Raw genomic sequence first — 20,291 nt, 5'->3', positions numbered from 1 at the left:
GAGGACATTGACCGAACCAAAGCTGACTCGCCGGGTCGCCACTTGGGCGTAGCGTCCAAGCTCAGCGACATCAGGATGAGTTTCTGCACAGCCTGGGGGTCTCCCCGCTGAAGAGGGTGCGCCGGCAACGCAGTGCCGGCCAGGGGGAAAGCTTTCCCCCACCCAAGATACGGAAACTCGTGGAAACGACAGTCCGGAATTCAGCCTTGGAACCTCGACCAGCAATTCCGAATCAAAGCCCATGCCGCCGATAGCATCGAGGCGATGCCGTCATGCGTCATATTGCGCGAAGTTAAGATCGGAGACGAGACTGTCGATGGCGATGCCGGTCCTGTCGCAGAATTCCAGCATTTCAATCCAGGGATTGCTGCCGGGATCGCGGTCCCACAGACGCACGATATATTGCTGGTAACCATGGCCCGCGGTGATATCGCCAAGCAAATGATGCTCAAGCAGGTTCATACGCTGACGTAGCTTGGTCTTACCCAGGCTGAATGCGCCCGCCACATCTTCAGCCGGCAGATTGTCGACGTCTCGTGCCTCATGCGCTCCGTCAGCTTGATGGCGAAGGCGCGCTCTTCAAGGGGAAGCTCCTTCAGTCGGTCGATGAAGGTAGCCAGCCCTTCGACCTCTTCATCGAGTCGGTAACGTCGAACACCTCTGTCGAAGCTGCGGCGGTCTTCGTTGCTCATCTTGGAATCGAAGCGCGGCCCGCCTTTTTCGGCGGCGTAGATATGGCGATCTTGCCCAGCATGGCGCCGCTTGCGTCGACAAGCCGCTCCTGGCAATCGGGGATCGCGCATTGGTTTCCGCTATAGGCGAAGAGTTTCTTTATCGTGGATTGTGTCGGATCAAGTCGTTCGACCGGCTTCTTGGCCATATGTGCGGAACCATCACTCTGAAATCGGACTGGCTGTGCACCGGGATATTGCAACGAGCCGGGGAATGTCGTCTTCGGCGTAAAGCCGGAAACACGTAAAACCGTGGATCAGGGTTTCAGGGAACGGAGAAAACCGCCCTAGAGATCGCCGACGTGTTTCTCGATCTGCGCCGCCAGCCTGATGAGCTTCTGGTCGCGCAGGATGCCGATGAAGTCTGTGGCCGAAACACGCGACCGGCTGAGATTGCTCCGCGCATTCGCCAGCGAGCTGACAAGCTGCTCCGGAACGTGCTCGTAGAGAGCGGCAAGGAAAACATCCGGCGACTGACGCATGAGGCCATGCTTGCGCAGCTCGCCGACCGGAAAATCGCGCAGGTTCCAGGTGATGATTGTCGATGCACCGGCCTCGATGGCGGCCGCTGCGACATGACGATCATCCGGGTCGGGGAGACTGACGGCCTGAACATGCCTTTCGTATCCGGCGACCATCGCGCTCGGCAGGGCGACGTCCATGAGGCGCTTGGTGGCTTCCAGCCGGTCGATCGAGAGGCCCGGCGTTTTGGCCACGAGGTTGCGCATCCATTCGTCATGGATCGTGTCGGTCCAGCGCGCATGGAACAGGCGATCGACGCTGGCCTGGACGATGATATTTCTCAAATGGAACGGATAGAGGATGCAGGCATCGCAGACTGCGACGGAGAGACTAAATGCCATAGCGCAGATGGAGGTCCTCGGCGTCAGCCGCCAGATCCTGCATGGCCTTGCGCTGGACGTCGAGCTGCGCCTTCAGCGCCAGCACGTCCTTGAGCGAGGCGCGGCGATGCTTTCCGACGTAGCGGAACGGCAGGTCGCCGATGTCCATGCGATGGACGACAAGCGGACGAGAGATGCCGAGAATGGTCGAGGCTTCGGTCGGGCTCAGTTCCTGATTCTCGGCAATGACCGCCACCCGTTCGCCGCTGAGCAGCCGCGAAAGCAGGGTTTCTATGGCATTGGCGGCGGCCGGCGGCAGTGAAACCGTCTGCTCCGCACCGTCCCGGCGGCGGACATGCAGTTCGACATGATCGCCCTCGCCGAGTTTCGGCAGGTGCGTTACATTCTTGCGATCCCGGTCCGAAAGGCCGGCAAACTGGACGACTTGGCTGGCCATGGCATGTTCTCCTTGCCTGCCAATATAGGGATATACGTCATCAACTGCAATAACTGAAATCGAACACACCTTGCGGGACCGGCGACGGGAGCCGTCGCCGGCAAGGTGCGGGTCCGTGCTCTGCGCCATCACGCCGCCTGCCTTTCTACCTGTTCGGGAAACACGGCTTTGTCCTCTTCATCCAGGAGGGAGGCGATTTCCTCGCAGGTGCGGGTGACGGCGAGCTTCAGGGCCTCATCGATATGGACATAGCCCTGTGTCACGCTTTGAGCAGCATGGCCAAGCAGTGCCCTGATCGTCAGCTCGGAGAAGCCGAGATCGCCGGCGACGCTGCCGAAGGTGTGGCGCAGCGTGTGCGGCGTGACACCCTCAATACCGACGCTGGCGCAGAGCCTGAAGAGGCAGGCCTTGGCCGACGTGAAATGGCCGTCGGTAATATCGGACGGGAAGACATACGGATTATTGCCGCGAGCCGGCTGGCTGGCAGCGATCTTCGCGGCGGAAGGGCCGATCGCACGGATCTGCGCATCGCTCTTGGTGTCGGGGAAAGCCACGTAGCCGACCCCGGCGTTGAGCCAATGGCGTTGCACGCCTTGTCCCTCTGAGATGCGGAAGCCTGTGAGCGCCAGGAAGCGAACGATGGCGAGGGCCACAGGGCTTTCGCCGTTGCGTTCCGCGTGCCGCATCGCGGCGCCGAGTTTCTTGATCTCGGCCACGCTCAACCGCCGCTGTTTCTTCTTGCCCGCGAGCTTTCGCGCGCCGCGGCTCGGATGGCTTTCGATTTTGTCGAGGCGGGCGGCGTGACCAAGGATACTCTGGAGCGTTCCGACGGCGCGGGAGGCAACGCCGGGGCCGCCGGTCGTGACGCCGCCTCGACCTCCGCCTCGCGGCTTCGCCGTCTTGCCGGCCACGATATCCGACTGCATCCCCTCGATATCGGCCACCTTCAGCGTATGCGCGAGGCGACTGCCGAGGAGCGGCTTGATGTGCGTTTCGATGCGGCTCTTGTCCATGGCGAGCGTCGATTTCTTGATCGGCCGATTGCGGCGGCCGAGGATGCGGCCAGCCTCGGCCTCGGCGAGATACCAGTCACACAAGGCAGAGACTGTCTGCTGGTGATGCGGGTCCTTGTCGGCATCGGCAGGATCGTCTCCGTCCGCGATCATGCCGAGCTTGACCTTGGCCTTTTCGCGAGCCTGCTCAACGGTCATCACTCCGAAACGGCCGAGATTAATGCGCCGTTCCTTGTTGGCCGCGTTTCGATAATTCAGCACGAACGTCTGGAGACCGGAGGGGAGCATGCGGACTCCGAAACCCCGGAGTTCGCCGTCCCACAAGAATGCCTGCTTGCCCTTCTCGGGCGGGGTCATGGCTTCGAGTGCCCGCTTGGTGAGTTTGGCCATGTTGCTTCCTCTCTGACTGCGGTTGACGATTTTGCTGACAATAGCATAACTGCTTGGCCTTTGTCAGCAAGTTGTCAGCGGAAAAAGAGAAATGGAAGCGTATTTGACGGATACAGACGGCGATGCAAAAATGAAATTATATAATTATTTTAGTATGATAGAGAGAATTCGGATAGTGTAGCGTAGGGTCTCGTCAATCTTGCCAAGGTTGGGGTCGAGGGTTCGAATCCCTTCGCCCGCTCCAGATTTCCTAAGGAAATCAAGGGATTAAGTAAGAGCCGCCTTCGGGCGGCTTTTCCCTTTTCTGGGCTGGTCAACACCTGGTCAACACCGAAGCGCAATTTGCGATCGCGAGTTTGCTAGATTGGGCCATGAGCCGATTCGGCTGATTGCCGCCGAAATTGATGGAGACATTCGCTTGAGCGAGATCCGGTTGCTAGAGCGGATTCGCCTTAGAGCGCCTAACAAAACCATTTGTTAACTATGTCGGCGTGAGTTTTCCGACATGGTGAAGAAGCTTCTTCCGGATGATTTGTGGGCCGAGATCGCGCCGTTGCTGCCGGCTCGTGAGGCTCGTCCGAAGGGCGGGCGGCCTGCGGTCGAGGCCCGGGATGCGCTCGTCGGCATCCTGTTCGTTCTCTACACGGCGATCCCGTGGGAACGGTTGCCGTTCGAGGTGGCAGGCTGCTCCGGCATGACCTGCTGGCGCCGATTGCGAGCCTGGCAGGATGCCGGCTTGTGGGACGAGATCCACCGCCACATGCTCGACCGGCTGAACCTCGCCGGGCAGATCGACTGGTCGCGTGCTTCGGTCGACGCGTCCTCCGTTCCCGCGAAAAGGGGGGCGAGGAGACGGGACCGAACCCGACCGATCGCGGCAAGCCGGGGACCAAGCGCCACATCATGGTCGATGGCGCCGGCATTCCTCTCGCCATCGTCCTGACCGGAGCCAATCGCCACGACAGCATGGCTCTGACCGCAGTCGTCGACGCCGTCCGGCCGGTTAGGCAGAAGCGCGGTCGACCACGCAGGCGACCCGTCAAACTCCATGCCGACAAGGCCTACGACTTCGATCGGTGCCGGCGCGACCTGCGGGCGCGCTCCATCACCCCGCGCATCGCCAGACGAGGCGTCGAAAGCAGCAGCCATCTCGGAAAGCACAGGTGGGTCGTCGAGCGCACCTTCGCCTGGATCAACCGCTTCAGGCGCCTCGTCGTCCGATACGAGCGACACGCAGACCTCTATCGCGCCTTCCTCACCATCGCTGCGGCAATCATCGCATTCAGAGCCCGCAAGAGGTTTTGTTAGGCGCTCTTAATCCGGATCGTATCCTGCGGCTTTGAAGAAGTTGGCGCATTCGTTGGACTCGATGAGTCTGGCGATGCGTGCGATGACGGCCCAGAGACCGTCGACGGATCGCTCTGCGGCCTTTCGGAGCAGCGCCTTGAGCTTCGAGAAGGCGTTCTCGATCGGGTTGAAGTCCGGGCTGTAGGGCGGGAGATAGAGCAGCTTCGCGCCGGCCGCCTCGATCGCGGCGCGGACGCCCGGGCCCTTATGGCTGCCGAGGTTGTCCATCACGACCACGTCGCCGGGCTTGAGCTCTGGGACGAGAACCTGATCGACGTAGGCCTGGAAGCTGCGGCCGTTGATCGGGCCGTCGAGCGCCATGGGCGCGACCATGCCGGAGAGCCGCAGGCCGGCCACGAAGGTGGTGGTCTTCCAGTGGCCATGCGGGATCGCGGCGCGGAGCCGCTCGCCCTTCGGCACCCGGCCGCGACGCCTCGCCATGTTGGTCGACGCCCACGTCTCGTCGATGAACACGAGCCGCTCTGGATCGAGGTCGGGCTGGGCGTCGAACCAGTCCCGCCTTCGGGTCAGGACGTCCGGCCGCTCCTGCTCTTCGGCGTGCGCGGTCTTTTTTTGACCGTCAGCCCGGCGCGGCCGAGGAAAACCCACACCGCCGTCCGCCTCCGATCGCAACAAATGTGAGCCCGATGACGAGCGGCGATATGCCCAGCTGGCGCGCAAGCATCGACCCGCCGCGCACCAGTATTTCCGCTCCGCCAACCAGGGTGAGCAGGCCAAGCGCGCACCAGAGAATTGCGGCCGTCACGGCTTCTGTCTCTGCGGAAACACCGGATATGCGGCACTGCCTGTATGTCGATCTGTACCCACCCTCCAGATCAGCCGATCTCGCCCAAGGGCTGGATATAAGTCACCGAAAGATGGTCCGGGAACTTCAGCGCTGTTTTGATGGCTTCCCTGTCCACGGTACCGAGGAGGCATGTGCCGAGCCCTTCGGCAGCGCAGAACAGATAGACGTTCTGGGCCATGACGGCCGAGTTGACGCGTGCGGCGATGACCAGTTCCTCGGGTGCGGATGTGGCCAACTCGCCGGCGGCGGTTGCAAGTTTCTCGGCATCGGAAACATAGATCAGCACCACGGGCGCCCGGCGTACGAAAGCCGTAGGGCTGACATCGGCGCGAATATCGGTATCGGCCACTTTGTTGAGAGCGTTTGCCACGGGGTCGTAGAGACTGACGCCATCTTCCAGCGCGACGTAGATATCGACGTTCTTCGCACCGTGCCAGGCGGGCGCTGTGCGTCCATCACCGTCCGCGCGGTTGACACCATTGGCCGCCCACAGTGCTTCGAGCACCTTTTCGCGCGCAACGTCACCACGCCCGAAGCGCTTGGTAGAGCGGCGCTGTTTCAGGGCTTCCTGCACGGAGACGGTTGCAGCGCCGCCGGAGGCCACCTGCGCATTGGCTGTCCCGACGATACCTGCGGACGCTGCCGCACTGGTTCCTGCGAGAAACAATCTTCTGGAGAGCTGTCGTGTCATGATATCGGTCCTTTTCTTTTCCGGGGCTTTGTTATGTCCACTGCCGTGAAAGGGCGTTGAGGACGTCGGTACGGCTGATCTGGCCGACAAGTCGGCCATGGCGGGTGACGGGGAACCGCCGGTACGAGCTTGCGACAAAGCGCTCACACGCTTCGACGATGTCGATACCCGCATCGAGCGTCTCGAGTTCGGTGCTCATATAGTCGGCGACACTGCCACCCCATTGTTTGTAGTAGGAGGCGTTGAGTGCGGCCTTCAGGCAATCGCGTTTGGACAGAACGCCGACGAGATCGCCGGCGCCGTCGATGACGCATGCACCCGACACGCCGTTTTGCATGAGCACGGACACGGCCCGTACTATCTCCATGTCCGGCGTCAGCGTGATCAGGTCCGTGCGCATATGATCGGCGACCGTGTCGAGTTTCATGTCCCGCTTCCTTCGGATCGTTCGCAAGCATGGCATTTGCCGCCGCAGGCCGCGCCGCCGCACGATCCCTTGAGCGGTGCGCGGCCGGCAAAAAGGCCGGCGGCCAGCGCGAGCATGGCAAGCCCGGTCAGAAGAACAGCGGCGAAAATGGTCTGCATGGCTTTATGCCCTCCCCTGGTCGATGAACAACCTGTTGGCTCTGGCCTTAAGACCTCCCGCCTCGCGAAGCAGATAAAGCGCGGGCAGACGGTTGGCGGAGGCGAATGCAAGGCCGCCTTCAGGACCCATTACCAGAAGGGCGGTCGCAAACGCGTCGGCCTCCAGCGCTGTCGGGGCCAGAACGGAAACCGAGGCGACGCTGTTGCGAACCGGCTCTCCGGTTGCGGGATCGATCGTATGACTGTAGCGGCGGCCCGCGATCTCATAGGCATTGATCGCATCGCCCGAGGTCGCCATCGCCACGCCTGTCAGGGGAAGCGTCGTGTGGACACCGGTGCGAAGCGGGTCCGCAATGCCGACGCGCCATGGACGGCCGTCAGGGCGCGCACCGAAACCATAGACTTCGCCACCCACCTCGATCAGGAAACTCGGCAGCCCTTGATCTCTCAGGTGTCCTGCAAGCCGGTCGACGGCGTAGCCCTTGGCTATGCCGCACAGATCGAGCGAAAGTTCCGGCTCTGCTTTGGAGAGGCCTTCGGCACTGACGGCAAAAGCGGTGTAGCGACCGGACCGCCCGGCAGCGATCGGCCCGAAACCGTAACGATGGACAGCGGGCCCGACGGCCGGATCGAACGCGCCGCCGGTCAATCGCGCAATCTCGAGTGCCTTGCTAGCAACCGTCCGAAGCGGCTCGGAGGCTGCGAACGGTGTGATTTCCGAACGGCTGTTGAAGCGCGAAAGCTCCGAACCCGCACGAAACGGGCTCATCGAATGATCGATCCCGGCCAGTAAGTGCCGGAGATCCGCGCCAATCTTGCGGGCATCGGCATCGGCCGGAACGGTGACCTGCCATCGTGTGCCGAAAGCGCGCCCGGAGATGCGCGTGAGATCATCGGCACCGGCTCGGGCCAAAGACGGCAAGGACATCAGTCCGGCCAGGGCTCCCAGTCCAAATACGATCTCGCGCCTTGTCGTCATGCTCCTAGATCCCGAAATCGTCATTGAAGATGCTCTCGCTCTCCACACCGCATTCATCGAGCATCGCGTAGATGGCCTCGATCATGAGCGGAGGGCCGCACAGATAATATTCGCAGTCCTCCGGCGCCGGGTGATCCTTCAGATAGGCGCGGAAGACGACATCATGGACAAAGCCTAACTCACCGTCCCAGGGGTCGTTTCTGGCTGGTTCGGAGAGGGCTGGCACCCAGCGGAAGTTCTCATGACGCCGGGCAAGCTCGTCGAATTCGTCGGCGTAGAACAGTTCGCCACGGCTTCGCGCGCCGTACCAGAAGCTGATCTTGCGGCGGCTTCCCTGACGCTCGAGCATGTCCGTTATGATGGCGCGCAAGGGCGCCATGCCGACGCCGCCGCCGATAAACACCATCTCGCGCCCGGTATCCTGCGCCCCGAAGTGACCATACGGGCCCGCCACTTCGATCGGGTCGCCCTCGCGCAGACCGAACAGCCATGACGAGACGATGCCGGGAGGTGCATGCGGTTTGGCTGGCGGTGGCGTGGCCAGACGGATGTTGAGCACGATCATGCCGACATCCTTGGGTCGGCTGGCAACCGAATAGGCGCGAGAGACGGGCTGAGGGCTTTGCGACGAGAGCTTGTCAATTCCGAGTTTTTTCCATTCGGCGGCATGCTGCGGTTCAAGCGCGATGCCGGAGAAGTCGAGACGATAGGCCGGTGCGGTGACCTGCACGAAATTGCCCGCACGAAAGTCGAATTCCGCGCCCTCCGGCAAGGCGAGCACGATTTCCTTGATCAAAGGCGTGACACTGCGCGACGATGCCACGCGGCAGTTCATCGTGGTGATGCCGAGCACCTCGTCCGGGACGGTGACGGCGAGGTCGTTTCGCACCACGATCTGGCAGGCGAGCCGCATTCCAGCCCGAACGTCGGCAGGAGAAAGCCGGGCGCGTTCCGTCGGCAACGGCTCTCCCGTACCCGTGACGCCGCTGACGCGGCACAGGCCGCACGTTCCCGCGCCGGCGCAGCCCGAGGGCACGGCGATGCCGTTGGAATTCAAAATATCGAGAAGCTTGAAATTCGCCAGAGCGCCAATCTCACGCCCGCCGTTAACGGTGACCGCCACGGGTCGCGACGGCAGCAGATACTCCCGAACCTTATGGACAACGGCTGCCAGCGCGACGAGCAGCAAGGAAATGAAGCCGATGCCGAGCAGGATCTCCGTCATAGCACGCGCACTCCCACAAAGGCGGAGAACGCCATGGACAGGAGACCGGTGACGATGAAAGCAATGCCGAGGCCCTGCAATCCTTCGGGGACATTGGCATAGCGCAGCCTCTCGCGGATCGCCGCGAGCGCGACGATGGCCAGCGCCCAGCCGATCCCGGTGCCGATCCCATAGACCGTGCTTTCAGTGAGATCATATTGCCGCTCGACCATGAACAGACTGCCGCCGATAATGGCGCAGTTGATGGCGAGCAGCGGCAGGTAGATGCCAAGCGCGCCGTAGAGGGCGGGCACGTAACGATCGAGCAGCATCTCGATGATCTGCACCATCGCCGCGACGATGCCGATGAAGGTGATCAGCCGCATGAAACCGAGATCGACATCCGGCAGCCCCATCCACGCGAGCGCCCCGGCACTCAGGATATAGGCGTGCAGCAGGTAGTTCACCGGCACGCTGAGCGATTGCACGACGATCATCGCAACACCCACGCCGAAGGCTGTTTCCACGCGCTTGGAGACGGCGAGGAAGGTGCACATGCCGAGGAAGAAGGACAGCGCGAGGTTTTCTTCGAAAATGGAGCGCTGGAACAGTTCGATCATGTCTCAGTCGTCCTTTGCTGCTCGCGCAACTCGAATTCAGGCGCTTCCCTCTGGCCCCGGCGCAGGCTGCGAACAGCCCAGACCAGAAGGCCAAGGATGATGAATGCGCTCGGCGCGAGCAGCATAAGACGGAGTGGCTGGTACCAGCCACCGTCGGCCACGAGTGGCAGCAGGCCGACGCCGAACAGGCTTCCGGCGCCGAACAACTCGCGGATGGCGGCGACAGTGAGCAGCACCAGGCTGTAGCCGAGTGCATTGCCGACGCCATCCACGATGCTGGGAACGACCGGATTGTGCAGCGCATAGGCTTCGGTGCGCCCGAGCACGATGCAGTTCGTGGCAATCAACGAGACAAACACCGTCAGCCGCTGGCTCATCTCATAGGCAAAAGCCTGCAACATCTGGTCGGCGACGATGACCAGCGAGGCGATGATGGTGATCTGCAGGATGATGCGCACGGAGGACGGGATGTGTCGGCGGATGGCGCTGATGACGCCTGCCGACAGGCCGAGCACGACGGTCAGGGCGATCGACATGGTGAGAGCGGTGGACATCGATGTCGTGACCGCCAGTGCCGAGCAGATGCCGAGGATATGGACGGTGACGGGGTTCTTGTCGATGAGCGGATCTGTCAGGTTGCGGAAAGGGATAGTCATTCGATCTCGCCTTTCTTCAGCCTGTCGAGAAACGGCCCGAAGCCGTGCTCGCCCATCCAGAATTCGAGCATGTCCGAGATCGCATAGCTCGTGACGCTGGCGCCGGAGATGCCGTCGACTTCATTGGGGCCGCTGGCATTGCCGCGCACCACGGAAATGGCGAAATCGCCATCGTCGAAGATGCGCTTGCCTGCCCATTGCGCCTGCCAACCGTCCTCGGCGACGCGGGCGCCGAGGCCGGGCGTCTCACCCTGCTCATAAACCGTGAAGGCGGCAACGGTGTCGAGATCGGCCTCCAGCGCCAGATAGGCCCGGATGGTCGACTGGTAGCCGGCGCCGCGGACCGGAAGCACAACGAGCGCCAGTTCCTCGCCGCGGCGCAGAAGATAGACAAGCGCGTGGTTTTCGCGGCGGCTGAGACCAGCGAGGTCGTCAGCGCGCGGCAGGGCCGAACTTCGCTCTGCGTCCGCCGCCGCCGCTCGCTGATCGAAGCTTCCCGGATCGACATCGGCGGCGACCGTTCCGCTTGCGAGGTCGATGACGAGCGTTTCGACGCCGCTTGCGCCAGATTCCTTCAATATCTCCCCGATGCCCGGAACGTTTTCCAGCATCTGCACCATGCGGCCCTGTTGCTGGGCGACGATATTGGCCTGCTGGATCGGCCGCAGGACGACCGCTGCGATGGAGACGGTAAAGCCGCAGCCAATGGCCACCAGAAGCGACATGCCGATCGTCTTGACGCCATCGGTGTTCGGACGGTTCAGAAAGCGGCGCCACATGCCCGGGCGCGGGCTGGGAGGACGAGCGTCAGCCATGTCGCCTTGCCCTCCGCCTTACATGGATCGCCACGACCACGTAATCGATCAATGGTGCGAAAATGCTGCTCATCAGGATCGCGAAGATCGCGGCTCCAAAAGTCGATCCGGCCTGCGAGAACAGGCCGATGAGCACGCCGGTCAGAATGCCCTGTGCAAAACGACCTGGATTTGTCGTGCAGGAACATACAGGATCTGCCGCCAGAAAGAGGATCGCGCAGCCGATCGCACCCGAAAGCAGGTTGACCGACGGATCGCTTCCCTGCGCCCAAACCATGAGGGCCATCGTGCAGTAGGCCGCAAGCAGCAATCGCCATGACGCCTGGCCGCTGAGGAGCAGGAGAACCAAAGCCGGAAGCAATGCCGCCAGAGGAATGTTTGGCCCGGCTCGATAGTCGATTTCAGTGAAGGAGAACATCACGAAGGCAAGGGCGGCGACGGCAGGATGCACGAAATTGCGCCCGCGCCCACCGAACACCTGTTCGGCGATCACCACGCCGAAGCTGACGCCCAAAGCGAGCTGCCAGAGCGGCGCATCGGCCGGGACAAGAAGGGCGATCAGCGTGGCGGCGACAATACCGTCAAGTCCCGGCCTGAGACCCCGGACACGTGTGAAGACATGCTGCCACGCAAGGGTCAGGCTGACAGAGATCAGCAGCCGCGCTGCGAACTGTTCCGTATCTGCGACAAGCGCGGACACGACCGGGACGATCACGCCGAGCAGCGCGGGCGTGGCGCTGTCGGACAACAAGGTGCGGCCGACGCGGCCCGCCTGCAGGTCATGGAAGAAGGCGATCATATCGCTTCCTCCAACTCATCGAGCGTCGCACGCAACAGGGCGCCATAATCCGTGCCCGACCCGTCGACATGGCTCAGGAGCGCCAGATCCTCTTCCACAAGTTCCAGCGCACCAAGTTTCGCGGCGGTTTCCACATCGCCCGTGCTGATGGCGCGCAGGAACGGCGCGGGATCCCGCAAGGCGCGGCCCGTTCATGAACGGCATTGGGAATGAGCGGCGCCGGAAACTGCTCGTTGAATGAGGTCAGGTAGCGCATGAGAAAGGAGCGCCGGAGCGGATGCCTGTGTGGGATGGCGGTGGCCTGCACGTCATAACGCCGCAGGAAATGCTCGACCGTTCCGCCGAGCGGAGAGCCCGAAAGCAACTGAACCGAGGGACCGGTGAGCGAGGCGCCGAAAAGATCTTTCAGATTCGCGCCTGCGGGAGCGACAACGAGGCGCGGACTGCACGTCCCCGGTCCGGTCAGCGCAACGACGCGCCGTGTCCATATCCGGCCCGTATCGAGCAGGCATCCCAGCGCGATTACGTCCTGATAGCCGATGTGCCAAACCATCCTGTTTACACCGACAGGATTGAGATGATGGATATGGGTTCCAACCAGACCCGCCGGATGCCTGCCCGCGAAACAGACAGCCTTGACGGCTTCGGGAACGGCCGGGGAGGCATCGGCCCCGTGACAGACGTAAACGGGACCGTCGGTCAGGTGACGCAGCGCCTCCGCGCCGAGACGAAACCATGATTCGAAGCGCCTTATGACGGGGGCCGGATCACCTGCGAGCGGCGCGGTATCGGTGGCTGTTACGAAAATCGCATCAGGAGCCTGCCGGGGATCGGCGAGCCGACCGAATGGCCGGGTGCGAAATGACTGCCAGCAACCGCTTTGGAGCAGGAGCGACTGCATGGTCATGCGATCTGGCCGTGAGGGCCTGTCGAATTCGACGGCGGCTTCGTCCTCGACGTCGATAATAATGGAATCGAGGCTTCTACGCGCGCCGCGCGAGATTGCGCGGATTGTTCCAGCAACAGGGGCTGTAAACGTCAGATGAGGGCGGTGACGATCCGTAAACAGCCGCTCGCCGGCTCGCACGGCTTGTCCGATCGCGACATCGATAATCGGGCGCAGGCGCGGGTAATCTTCTCCCATAAGCGCAACCGAGCGAGCCATGACCGCATCGTCAATCGTGCCTGCCGGCTTGCCTTCCCATCGAAGATCGATCCCGCCCCTGATATGTACCCGCAAAAATACCCCCATGTAAGCGACGCTGGACGTTTCTCTTCCCGATCGGACGCCAACCGGGCGTGGCCATCTAGGCGGCGCCTGACCCGGTTACATTTTCGGACAAGGCGATCCTCAGCTTCTCTTCCTGCTCCGGCGACAGGGACGTCTTGAGAACTCGACCACGCAGGCCTTCGAACTCCGCCAGCACCTTTTCCGGCTGGACCTTTCGGACAAGGACGAACAGCGCAGATGAATTGCTTGGAATGGTCTCGCCCAGAGACTTGATGAACGTGTCGTCGATGCCATAGTCGGCAAGGGAGCCGGACAAGGCGCCGACACCGGCTCCCGTCAGGCCGCCGATGGCGATGCCGGCAAGCGGATTGAGGAACAGCAGGCCCACAAGGCCGCCCCAGATCGTTCCCGAGAGAAGGCCCGATGTGGCGCCGAGAGCCGCCAGGTTAAGGCTCTGCTTGAGATGGACCTTGCCGTCGCCGTCACGAACGACGACGACGGCGTCCTCCAGATCGACCAGATATTCCTTTCTGAGGGCAGCGAGCTTGAGAAGTACCCTGTCGGCTTCATCAACCGTATCGAAACCGACGACCACCAGATCAGACATGTTTTCTTCTCCTATGTTGTAATCTCTTTTTGCTTACGACTTGCAATCTCACCCGCCCTGTTGGACGTTCACGTCTTATCGCGAAAGAAAGATCGGGATTTTCGGATTGGCCAGAATGGTACGGGTTGCGCTGCCGAAAACGAACTCTGTGATCCGGGACTGCCCGTAGGCGCCCATGACCACAAGGTCGGCGCCAAGCTCCTCCGCGCGGGACAGGATCAGATCGCCGGCATTGCCGCCTTCCAACCGGTCAAGCGTCACCCTGATCCCGTGGCGCGCGAGATGGAGAGAGATATCGCTTCCGGGGTCCTCCCCCAGAAGCCGCGCAACCTTGGGCTCGGGAACAACGACGACGTGGACGGCGCGAGCGGTGGCCAGGAACGCCATCGAATCCGCAATGGCGCGGGCCGCTTCCCGGCTGGCATTCCATCCGACCACGACCGTTTCAGGCACGGCGCTGTCGCTTTGCCAGGATGTGGGCAAAAGGATCGAAGGGCGACCGGAGGCAAAGATGATATCCTCCGAGACGGTGAGAGCCGTCTCAGCGCGGTCCGGGTCACGCCCCGTTCCGACGATTGCCAAGGCGGCGTGGCGGGCGTGCAGCATCAGCGCCTCGCCCGTTTCACCGGAACATATCCGAAGCTCGCAATTCACGCCGGTGGCCGACGCGACGTCCGAAAGGAGCCCCCGCAGCTGCGCCTCGGCGTCATGCCGGCGCGTCTCAAAGGAGGTTATCATGCTGTTGATCGCCGCCCCTCGGGCGAAGCCATGGGACGGAGTGGCGATCAAATCTTCCGGCACGAAAGCCACAACGACATGCGCATCCCATGCGCGTGCAAGTGAAACAGCATAATCAATATAGACCCGACAAACAGAAACATCGGCTGTATCGATATAAACGACAATATCTTTTGGCGTCTTCATTCCACCCCTCGTGACCAAACATCAGCTTTACCCTAATGAACATACTCCTTGAGTCAACAGCTGATGATTGAGAGGACTAAAATCCTTTTCCTTGTGCCTCCGGATTGCGTCAGGGAGGCCCGGCGGGCAGCGTTCAGCCCCGCCGTGTGCGGGTACGGTAGCCTGCTGGGTCGTTCTGAGGCGTGATTTCATTCGGGGCTGTGTTTTCCCCTTCCGGCACGGATCTGGCCTCGTCTGCCGTTTTCACGGCCCGCCATGGAAAGACAGCTTCATGCTCCTGTAGCCGGCGTTTCTTTCGGACCTCCACGGTGAACGGTCTTGTTTGCTTCATTGTCGTTTCCAGCCTCGGGTTCTTATTCGTGATTGCGGTCGATACTGACGGACCGTCGCAGCACGAGCGCCAATGCGCTCAGGGCACAGCCGGTCACCATGACGTCGATCGCCAGCAGTGCGCCAATGATCCACAAACTGTTGACGGGCCAGCCCGCGAGGATGACCAGTGCAACAAGCACCGTTGCGGCGCCAGCCGCCGCGAGCCACAGCCAACCGGAAGCCGGGCGGATCGCCAGACCGGCGGCAGTCCTGACAATGCCTGCGACGAGCATGCTGAGAGCCATCAGCAGTGTCAGGAAAGTGGATGCCAGCACCGGGTTCCAGAATGTCATCACACCGGCCGCGACATAAAGCACACCGACAACGAGCAAACCGACAGTTTGGCCCCATCGCTTCATCTGAAATGCGAAGACGATATGCGCCGCACCGGCCAGTAGCATCGTGACACCGACAAAGAGGACGGAAACGACCGTGGCCAGCAACAGGTTGGAGAGGGCGACAAGAGCTATCAGCAGGAGCACGATGCCTGCGCCCAGCAGCCATCGCCATCGCGATCGCAACAGTTGCAGGTCGGTGGCGTCGAGGCTTGCGGTGTAATTGAATATCATAAGTATTCTCCTGCGATAGTTGCGTGAAGAAAGCTGCTTCGCGTCCTGTCAGTTTCCGCCGACGATCTTGCCGGCAAGGACAAACGGGCTGGAAAGGACCGCGCCGGCCGAATTGAACACAAACGCTCCGGCTTGCCTGAGATTTTGAGGGTCGCCGTTTCCATCCCGGCCGGAGAGTTTCGGATAGAAGGCGGCGAGACCGACAAAACGATTGTGTCTGAAGCTGTCGGATGCCTCGATATCCGATATGTCGATCACCTGCACATTTGCCTTGCGCGTCGCCTCTTCGATCTTGGGATCCGTCACGTCTATCCTGCCCAGGCGCCGACGTTCGGTGGACAGGAATTCGGAGACCCTGAGCGCCCTGTCATCTTTGGAAACAAGGATTGTCATCGGCGGGTTCAACGGCCCGATCGTCGCCAGCTGTGCCTCGAACACGTCGACATCGATGTCGGGCGCAGCCAGCACAACCTGCAGTCGACGGATCACCGCATCCTTTCCGGTAAGCCGCAACTGGCGCACGGCTTCCGTCGACAGCCATCCTCCCATGCTGTGGCCGACGAGCGTGATGGGACCCTGCGTCTCCTTGCGAGCAAGCGTGCTGAGAAGATCGACCAGCTGGTCGCGCGAGAACGTCACCGCATCCTTGTCGGCGACGTAGCCGCTCAGGGCGCCTTCGGACGGCCAGGCAAACAGGATCGGAGCGGCATCCACGCCGGCGTCTGCCGTCATCTGGGCTATGCGATAGACGGCCTCGGTGAAATTGGTGTTGTAGCCGTGCACGAACACGCCGAGGCTCGGCGGTTTACCGTTGCGCTTGCGCGCTACCTCCGCCTCGAATGTCAGCGCATCGAGAAGCCGCTGCTCAACGGTCACGAAATCCGTCTTCGGGTTCGGCTTCGATTTCGGCCATTCCACATTGCCGGCCTTGTGGCCCGGCGGGATGGATATCGTGTAGCGGATATAGCTGACCTCGCGGGACCGCCCGGACGAATAGACACCGTTCTCGTCACGCTTTCGCGTGGTCGCCACATAGACCGTCGTGAGCTTCGCGCCCGGAAGAGTCTCGGCCGTTTGGGCAAGCAGTTCCGGGCCGGGGCGGCCGGCACAGGCTGCAAGCAGGCTCGTGAGAAGAAGTAACGTAAGGCGAAGACTGAATTCACGCATAGACTGAACCAATTTCTGAGAGGCGTTGGAACCATCGCGCCTCTCGGTACGACAGAGTTCGTTCTGCCGCCGCGCGAGCGGCGACGTCGATGTAGTCTGCCGGCAGCCAGTCTTCTGGCTAGGCCGTGATGTGGAAGCCGTTATCGGCGTAGACCACCGACCCCGACAGAGGCGTTGCCGCCTCGCTTGCCAGGAAGGCGGCGATACGCCCGACCTCAGCGATGCTCACAAGGCGGCGCGATGGCGTGCGCTCCCGCACCGTGTCGATGAGCTCGTCGAAACGCTCGATACCCGAGGACGCCCTGGTGGCGATCGGCCCGGTGGACAGGCAATGGGCGCGGATGTCCTGCGCTGCGAGATCCGCGGCCAGGTAGCGTACGCTTGCTTCCAGCGCGGCCTTCACCGATCCCATCAGATTGTAGTTGTCGACGACGCGCTCAGCTCCGAAAAAGCTGACGGTTATCAGCGACCCGCCTTCCTTCATCAGCGGGACGGCGAGGCGAGCCATCCGGATGAAGGAATGGCACGATATATCCATGGCCTGGGCAAAGCCTTCGGCCGAGCAGTTGACGATGCTCGTCCGCAAGTCCTCTCGCGGCGCGAAAGCGATCGAGTGAAGCAGAAAATCGAGACCGCCCCATTCAACTCCTATCGTGTCGAACACCGCCTCGAGCTGCCCCTCAATGCGAACGTCGCAGGGCATGAACAGCGACGCGCCCAGGGCATCGGCGACCGGGCGCACGAACGGAACCGCCTTGTCGTTGAGATAGGTGACCGCCAGATCCGCGCCGGCGGCCTTGAACGCGGCTGCACAGCCAGCTGCGATAGAGGAATCGTTGGCGATGCCAACCACGAGGCCACGCTTTCCGAACAGATCGACGATTGCCGCCATCGCTCAGCCTCCCGCGATTCTTAGGGCTTCGGTGGCGATCACCTGCTCCTCATCGGTCGGAATCACGAGGACGGTCAGACGGCTGGCAGGACTGCTGATGACCGTCCGGTTGTCGGCGTTTGCTTCAGGGTCAAGGTCGATGCCCAGCCACATCAGCCGCGTGCAGATATCGGCCCTGATTGCCGGCTGGTGCTCGCCGATGCCGGCCGTGAACACCAGCGTGTCGAGACCGCCGAGCGTCGTGCCAAGCCGGGCGATCTCGCCGGCGATCCTGAAGGTGAACAGCTCGATTGCTTCCTTCGCCTGGCCCTCATCGCTTTCCAGGAGCACGCGGCTGTCGGCGCTGATGCCGGACACGCCCAAGAGACCGGAGCGGTGATAAAGGAGATCCTCGATTTCGTCGGGATCGCGACCGGCCTTTAAAAGGTGTATGACCACGCCGGCATCGAGCGCCCCGCAGCGCGTCGCCATCGGCACGCCGTCCAGCGTCGAAAAACCCATACTGGTGTCACGGCTGACGCAGTTGTCCATCGCGCAAAGGCTGGCGCCGGAGCCGAGATGGGCGACGACGACCTTGCCCGAAGCCTGCTCTGGCCAGTTCTTGAGAAGCTGGTCGGCAATCGATCGATAGGAAAGGCCGTGGAAGCCATAGCGTTTGATACCCTCTTCGTAGAGCCGCCTCGGCAGGGCGAAGCGGCGGACGACCTCGGCATGCGTGCGATGGAAAGCCGTGTCGAAGGAGGCGGTCTGCCTGATTTCCGGACGAAGGCGCGCGATCGCCCGGACAAGGCGCAGCGCCTGGGGCTGATGGAGCGGCGCAAGCGGTATCAGCGCTTCCATCTGCGACATCGCCTGATCGTTGATGAGCACCGGTCCGTCAAACAAGTCACCGCCGTGCACAACGCGGTGGCCGATAGCGGCGATGCCGGACAAATCATAGTGCCAGGACAGCCGATCGAACGCTTCGCGCAAGACCTCGTCCAATTCTTCCTCCGCTTTGGCTTCCAGCTCGACATCGAAGCGATCCGGGCCTTCGGAAAGCTCGAAGCGCAACGGGGCCTTGCGGAAATCGATCATTCCCTTGCCGACTCGCGTGAGGCCACCGCCTTCAATGGCGAACAGGCCGATCTTGACCGTGGAGGAGCCGGCATTGAAGGTGACAAGCAGTTGCCGGCTCATGAGATGGCCCCCGCCCCGGGCACCTGGTTGCGGGCGACGAGCAGTCTTGCGAGCGTTGCCGAGGCGATGCGTGCCGAAAGCGGATCGGAGCGACTGGTCAGTACGATCGGCACACGGGCGCCGAGCACGATGCCAGCCGCCGTCGCCCCCGCGAAATAAATCAGTTGCTTGGCGAGCATGTTGCCGGCTTCAAGATCCGGCACGAGCAAAATGTCGGCCTCACCCGCGACCGGGGAGACAATGCCCTTCGTCTTCGCCGCATCAAGGTCGATGGCGTTGTCGAAGGCAAGCGGGCCATCGACACGCCCGCCCGTGATCTGACCACGCGCCGCCATCACTGTCAGCGCGGCGGCGTCGAGAGTCGACGGCATCTTCGCATTGACGGTCTCGACCGCTGCGAGCACCGCCACGCGCGGCTCATCGACACCAAGAGTCCGAAGAAGGTCGATGGCGTTCTGGCAGATGTCGCGTTTTTGGTCGAGCGTCGGCTGAATGTTGATCGCGGCATCGGTGACGATCAGCGGCTTGCCATAGGCCGGGACGTCGAACGCGAAGACGTGGCTGATGCGCCGCTCCGTCCTGAGACCGGACCCGGTGGCGATGACGGCACCTAGAAGCTCGTCGGTATGCAGGCTGCCCTTGACCAGAACCGATACCGCACGGCCGACCGCGAGTTCGACAGCGCGCGCGGCTGCGGCATGACTATGGGGAACATCCTCGATCGCCATGTCGCCGAGATCGATCCCTGCGGCTTCGGCCGCGGCGCGGATCTTCGCTTCCGGCCCGACCAGCAGCGGGTCGAACAGGCCCTGTTGGCGGACCTCGACCGCAGCCAGGATTGCTCCGGCAGAGCATGGGTGAACGATGGCCGCCCGCACCGGGGGCAAACCGTGGGCTTCCGCCACAAAGCCTTCATAGCGGCTTGCACGTTTCGTATCCGGCAATGCGACGGAGGACGACGCTTCGGTCCATTCGATCGACTTGTCGGGCGCGATCACCATGGCCGTGCCGGTTAGGACATGTTCGGCTTTTTGATTGGCGCAGATTGTCTCCAGCGCAACCGTCCGGTTTTCGGGGTTCTTGCGAACAACCCGCACGGTTGCCGTGATCGTGTCGCCGGAGGCGACCGGCTTCACGAAGCGAAAATCCTGTCCCAGATAGATCGTCCCAGGCCCCGGAAGCCTTGTCCCGATCACGCGCGAGACCAGCGCGCCCGTCCAAAGCCCGTTGGCAACGATATCGTTGAAGAGGGTCGTTGCCTTCGCTGCCGCGTCACCGGGAGCCAGCCTGTTGCCACCGGCCATCGCCGCCAGCAGATCGATGTTGTTATCCCCTGCGACCCGTGTGAGGCTTGCGGTATCGCCGACCTGTAAATCGGCGAAGGTATGATTTGTCAGCAAGCTGTCGGTCATC

General features: G+C 62.2%; 25 protein-coding genes and 1 pseudogene. 1 reads left to right on the top strand and 25 read right to left on the bottom strand.

Annotation, left to right across the window (positions count from 1 at the left end; genetic code table 11):
- Window positions 1-270: 270 nt before the first annotated feature.
- The 6 genes from CRO48_RS29025 to CRO48_RS29000 form a co-directional block, all read right to left on the bottom strand.
- A complete protein-coding gene (locus CRO48_RS29025) occupies window positions 271-462 on the bottom strand; it encodes a hypothetical protein (protein WP_097143150.1) in 192 nt (63 codons plus the stop codon).
- Window positions 459-692 (bottom strand): hypothetical protein, encoded by a 234-nt coding sequence (locus CRO48_RS29020; protein WP_097143149.1) that lies wholly within the window; start codon window positions 690-692, stop codon window positions 459-461. The genes CRO48_RS29025 and CRO48_RS29020 overlap by 4 nt, the downstream gene beginning before the upstream one ends.
- Window positions 689-880, bottom strand: coding sequence for a hypothetical protein (locus CRO48_RS29015; RefSeq protein ID WP_097143148.1), 192 nt, complete (start codon window positions 878-880; stop codon window positions 689-691). The genes CRO48_RS29020 and CRO48_RS29015 overlap by 4 nt, the downstream gene beginning before the upstream one ends.
- A 138-nt stretch (window positions 881-1,018) precedes the next feature.
- Window positions 1,019-1,594, bottom strand: coding sequence for a PIN domain-containing protein (locus CRO48_RS29010; RefSeq protein WP_097143147.1), 576 nt, complete (start codon window positions 1,592-1,594; stop codon window positions 1,019-1,021).
- Window positions 1,584-2,030 carry a MerR family transcriptional regulator gene (locus CRO48_RS29005; protein ID WP_097143146.1) on the bottom strand — a complete coding sequence of 149 codons (447 nt, stop codon included), beginning with the start codon at window positions 2,028-2,030 and terminating at the stop codon, window positions 1,584-1,586. Before CRO48_RS29005 ends, CRO48_RS29010 begins: the two co-directional genes overlap by 11 nt.
- 128 nt (window positions 2,031-2,158) lie before the next feature.
- Window positions 2,159-3,433: an integrase family protein gene (locus tag CRO48_RS29000; protein WP_097143145.1), complete on the bottom strand. Its 1,275-nt coding sequence runs from the start codon at window positions 3,431-3,433 to the stop codon at window positions 2,159-2,161.
- A gap of 505 nt (window positions 3,434-3,938) precedes the next feature.
- Here CRO48_RS29000 and CRO48_RS28990 point away from each other — a divergent pair.
- Window positions 3,939-4,741 (top strand): IS5 family transposase gene (locus CRO48_RS28990; protein ID WP_097143144.1). Its coding sequence is split into 2 segments (ribosomal slippage): window positions 3,939-4,269 and window positions 4,269-4,741, totalling 804 coding nucleotides; the frame shifts between segments, so codons are not numbered across the junction.
- Window positions 4,742-4,747: 6 nt separating this feature from the next.
- Here CRO48_RS28990 and CRO48_RS28985 read toward each other — a convergent pair.
- The 19 genes and pseudogenes from CRO48_RS28985 to CRO48_RS28900 all read right to left on the bottom strand — a co-directional run.
- Window positions 4,748-5,356, bottom strand: a pseudogene (locus tag CRO48_RS28985) (IS630 family transposase); the annotation flags it as partial.
- Between the two features lie 4 nt (window positions 5,357-5,360).
- Entirely contained in the window at window positions 5,361-5,480 is a 120-nt protein-coding gene (locus tag CRO48_RS33140) for a hypothetical protein (RefSeq protein ID WP_245423706.1), read from the bottom strand.
- 136 nt (window positions 5,481-5,616) lie between these two features.
- The gene (locus CRO48_RS28975) at window positions 5,617-6,279 is read right to left on the bottom strand and encodes a nitroreductase family protein (protein WP_176526940.1); all 663 of its coding nucleotides are present in this window, start codon (window positions 6,277-6,279) and stop codon (window positions 5,617-5,619) included.
- Between the two features lie 31 nt (window positions 6,280-6,310).
- Window positions 6,311-6,706 (bottom strand): CBS domain-containing protein, encoded by a 396-nt coding sequence (locus CRO48_RS28970; RefSeq protein ID WP_009450480.1) that lies wholly within the window; start codon window positions 6,704-6,706, stop codon window positions 6,311-6,313.
- Entirely contained in the window at window positions 6,703-6,864 is a 162-nt protein-coding gene (locus CRO48_RS32550; RefSeq protein ID WP_167495040.1) for a hypothetical protein, read from the bottom strand. The genes CRO48_RS28970 and CRO48_RS32550 overlap by 4 nt, the downstream gene beginning before the upstream one ends.
- Window positions 6,865-6,868: 4 nt before the next feature.
- Window positions 6,869-7,843: an FAD:protein FMN transferase gene (locus CRO48_RS28965; RefSeq protein WP_009450481.1), complete on the bottom strand. Its 975-nt coding sequence runs from the start codon at window positions 7,841-7,843 to the stop codon at window positions 6,869-6,871.
- Window positions 7,844-7,847: 4 nt separating this feature from the next.
- Window positions 7,848-9,068, bottom strand: coding sequence for an NADH:ubiquinone reductase (Na(+)-transporting) subunit F (nqrF, locus tag CRO48_RS28960; protein ID WP_009450482.1), 1,221 nt, complete (start codon window positions 9,066-9,068; stop codon window positions 7,848-7,850).
- Window positions 9,065-9,667, bottom strand: coding sequence for an NADH:ubiquinone reductase (Na(+)-transporting) subunit E (gene nqrE, locus CRO48_RS28955; protein ID WP_009450483.1), 603 nt, complete (start codon window positions 9,665-9,667; stop codon window positions 9,065-9,067). The genes nqrF and nqrE overlap by 4 nt, the downstream gene beginning before the upstream one ends.
- Window positions 9,664-10,323, bottom strand: a complete 660-nt coding sequence (locus CRO48_RS28950) for an NADH:ubiquinone reductase (Na(+)-transporting) subunit D (protein WP_009450484.1) — start codon at window positions 10,321-10,323, stop codon at window positions 9,664-9,666. The genes nqrE and CRO48_RS28950 overlap by 4 nt, the downstream gene beginning before the upstream one ends.
- Complete coding sequence (nqrC, locus tag CRO48_RS28945) at window positions 10,320-11,138, bottom strand: NADH:ubiquinone reductase (Na(+)-transporting) subunit C (protein ID WP_009450485.1); 819 nt, start codon at window positions 11,136-11,138, stop codon at window positions 10,320-10,322. The genes CRO48_RS28950 and nqrC overlap by 4 nt, the downstream gene beginning before the upstream one ends.
- Window positions 11,131-11,937 (bottom strand): RnfABCDGE type electron transport complex subunit D, encoded by an 807-nt coding sequence (locus CRO48_RS28940; protein ID WP_009450486.1) that lies wholly within the window; start codon window positions 11,935-11,937, stop codon window positions 11,131-11,133. Before CRO48_RS28940 ends, nqrC begins: the two co-directional genes overlap by 8 nt.
- A 73-nt stretch (window positions 11,938-12,010) precedes the next feature.
- Window positions 12,011-13,189 (bottom strand): NADH:ubiquinone reductase (Na(+)-transporting) subunit A, encoded by a 1,179-nt coding sequence (locus tag CRO48_RS28935; protein WP_097143142.1) that lies wholly within the window; start codon window positions 13,187-13,189, stop codon window positions 12,011-12,013.
- A 55-nt stretch (window positions 13,190-13,244) separates the two neighbouring features.
- Window positions 13,245-13,775, bottom strand: coding sequence for a DUF1269 domain-containing protein (locus CRO48_RS28930; RefSeq protein WP_097143141.1), 531 nt, complete (start codon window positions 13,773-13,775; stop codon window positions 13,245-13,247).
- 75 nt (window positions 13,776-13,850) lie between these two features.
- Entirely contained in the window at window positions 13,851-14,513 is a 663-nt protein-coding gene (locus CRO48_RS28925) for a universal stress protein (RefSeq protein ID WP_176526938.1), read from the bottom strand.
- A 539-nt stretch (window positions 14,514-15,052) separates the two neighbouring features.
- Window positions 15,053-15,640 (bottom strand): HdeD family acid-resistance protein, encoded by a 588-nt coding sequence (locus tag CRO48_RS28920; protein WP_097143139.1) that lies wholly within the window; start codon window positions 15,638-15,640, stop codon window positions 15,053-15,055.
- 48 nt (window positions 15,641-15,688) lie between these two features.
- Window positions 15,689-16,807: an alpha/beta hydrolase gene (locus CRO48_RS28915; RefSeq protein ID WP_097143138.1), complete on the bottom strand. Its 1,119-nt coding sequence runs from the start codon at window positions 16,805-16,807 to the stop codon at window positions 15,689-15,691.
- Window positions 16,808-16,925: 118 nt separating this feature from the next.
- Window positions 16,926-17,699 (bottom strand): enoyl-ACP reductase FabI, encoded by a 774-nt coding sequence (gene fabI / locus CRO48_RS28910; protein WP_097143137.1) that lies wholly within the window; start codon window positions 17,697-17,699, stop codon window positions 16,926-16,928.
- Between the two features lie 3 nt (window positions 17,700-17,702).
- Window positions 17,703-18,878 (bottom strand): acetate/propionate family kinase, encoded by a 1,176-nt coding sequence (locus tag CRO48_RS28905; protein WP_097143136.1) that lies wholly within the window; start codon window positions 18,876-18,878, stop codon window positions 17,703-17,705.
- On the bottom strand, window positions 18,875-20,290 hold the full coding sequence (locus CRO48_RS28900) for a bifunctional enoyl-CoA hydratase/phosphate acetyltransferase (RefSeq protein ID WP_009450494.1): 1,416 nt from the start codon (window positions 20,288-20,290) through the stop codon (window positions 18,875-18,877). The genes CRO48_RS28905 and CRO48_RS28900 overlap by 4 nt, the downstream gene beginning before the upstream one ends.
- Between the last annotated feature and the right edge of the window lies 1 nt (window position 20,291).

Origin of the sequence: Rhizobium subbaraonis, from assembly GCF_900220975.1 — a bacterium.
Lineage (GTDB): Bacteria > Pseudomonadota > Alphaproteobacteria > Rhizobiales > Rhizobiaceae > Mycoplana > Mycoplana subbaraonis.
The sequence above is the reverse complement of the archived record's forward strand: the minus strand, read 5'-3'. Positions and strand labels throughout refer to the sequence as shown.

What these genes read in the sequence shown, in the direction of transcription:
- CRO48_RS29025 (WP_097143150.1), bottom strand. Translation starts at nt 462, where the DNA reads ATGAACCTGCTTGAGCATCATTTGCTTGGCGATATCACCGCGGGCCAT.
- CRO48_RS29020 (WP_097143149.1), bottom strand. Translation starts at nt 692, where the DNA reads ATGAGCAACGAAGACCGCCGCAGCTTCGACAGAGGTGTTCGACGTTAC.
- CRO48_RS29015 (WP_097143148.1), bottom strand. Translation starts at nt 880, where the DNA reads ATGGCCAAGAAGCCGGTCGAACGACTTGATCCGACACAATCCACGATA.
- CRO48_RS29010 (WP_097143147.1), bottom strand. Translation starts at nt 1,594, where the DNA reads ATGGCATTTAGTCTCTCCGTCGCAGTCTGCGATGCCTGCATCCTCTAT.
- CRO48_RS29005 (WP_097143146.1), bottom strand. Translation starts at nt 2,030, where the DNA reads ATGGCCAGCCAAGTCGTCCAGTTTGCCGGCCTTTCGGACCGGGATCGC.
- CRO48_RS29000 (WP_097143145.1), bottom strand. Translation starts at nt 3,433, where the DNA reads ATGGCCAAACTCACCAAGCGGGCACTCGAAGCCATGACCCCGCCCGAG.
- CRO48_RS28975 (WP_176526940.1), bottom strand. Translation starts at nt 6,279, where the DNA reads ATGACACGACAGCTCTCCAGAAGATTGTTTCTCGCAGGAACCAGTGCG.
- CRO48_RS28970 (WP_009450480.1), bottom strand. Translation starts at nt 6,706, where the DNA reads ATGAAACTCGACACGGTCGCCGATCATATGCGCACGGACCTGATCACG.
- CRO48_RS32550 (WP_167495040.1), bottom strand. Translation starts at nt 6,864, where the DNA reads ATGCAGACCATTTTCGCCGCTGTTCTTCTGACCGGGCTTGCCATGCTC.
- CRO48_RS28965 (WP_009450481.1), bottom strand. Translation starts at nt 7,843, where the DNA reads ATGACGACAAGGCGCGAGATCGTATTTGGACTGGGAGCCCTGGCCGGA.
- nqrF (WP_009450482.1), bottom strand. Translation starts at nt 9,068, where the DNA reads ATGACGGAGATCCTGCTCGGCATCGGCTTCATTTCCTTGCTGCTCGTC.
- nqrE (WP_009450483.1), bottom strand. Translation starts at nt 9,667, where the DNA reads ATGATCGAACTGTTCCAGCGCTCCATTTTCGAAGAAAACCTCGCGCTG.
- CRO48_RS28950 (WP_009450484.1), bottom strand. Translation starts at nt 10,323, where the DNA reads ATGACTATCCCTTTCCGCAACCTGACAGATCCGCTCATCGACAAGAAC.
- nqrC (WP_009450485.1), bottom strand. Translation starts at nt 11,138, where the DNA reads ATGGCTGACGCTCGTCCTCCCAGCCCGCGCCCGGGCATGTGGCGCCGC.
- CRO48_RS28940 (WP_009450486.1), bottom strand. Translation starts at nt 11,937, where the DNA reads ATGATCGCCTTCTTCCATGACCTGCAGGCGGGCCGCGTCGGCCGCACC.
- CRO48_RS28935 (WP_097143142.1), bottom strand. Translation starts at nt 13,189, where the DNA reads ATGGGGGTATTTTTGCGGGTACATATCAGGGGCGGGATCGATCTTCGA.
- CRO48_RS28930 (WP_097143141.1), bottom strand. Translation starts at nt 13,775, where the DNA reads ATGTCTGATCTGGTGGTCGTCGGTTTCGATACGGTTGATGAAGCCGAC.
- CRO48_RS28925 (WP_176526938.1), bottom strand. Translation starts at nt 14,513, where the DNA reads ATGATAACCTCCTTTGAGACGCGCCGGCATGACGCCGAGGCGCAGCTG.
- CRO48_RS28920 (WP_097143139.1), bottom strand. Translation starts at nt 15,640, where the DNA reads ATGATATTCAATTACACCGCAAGCCTCGACGCCACCGACCTGCAACTG.
- CRO48_RS28915 (WP_097143138.1), bottom strand. Translation starts at nt 16,807, where the DNA reads ATGCGTGAATTCAGTCTTCGCCTTACGTTACTTCTTCTCACGAGCCTG.
- fabI (WP_097143137.1), bottom strand. Translation starts at nt 17,699, where the DNA reads ATGGCGGCAATCGTCGATCTGTTCGGAAAGCGTGGCCTCGTGGTTGGC.
- CRO48_RS28905 (WP_097143136.1), bottom strand. Translation starts at nt 18,878, where the DNA reads ATGAGCCGGCAACTGCTTGTCACCTTCAATGCCGGCTCCTCCACGGTC.
- CRO48_RS28900 (WP_009450494.1), bottom strand. Translation starts at nt 20,290, where the DNA reads ATGACCGACAGCTTGCTGACAAATCATACCTTCGCCGATTTACAGGTC.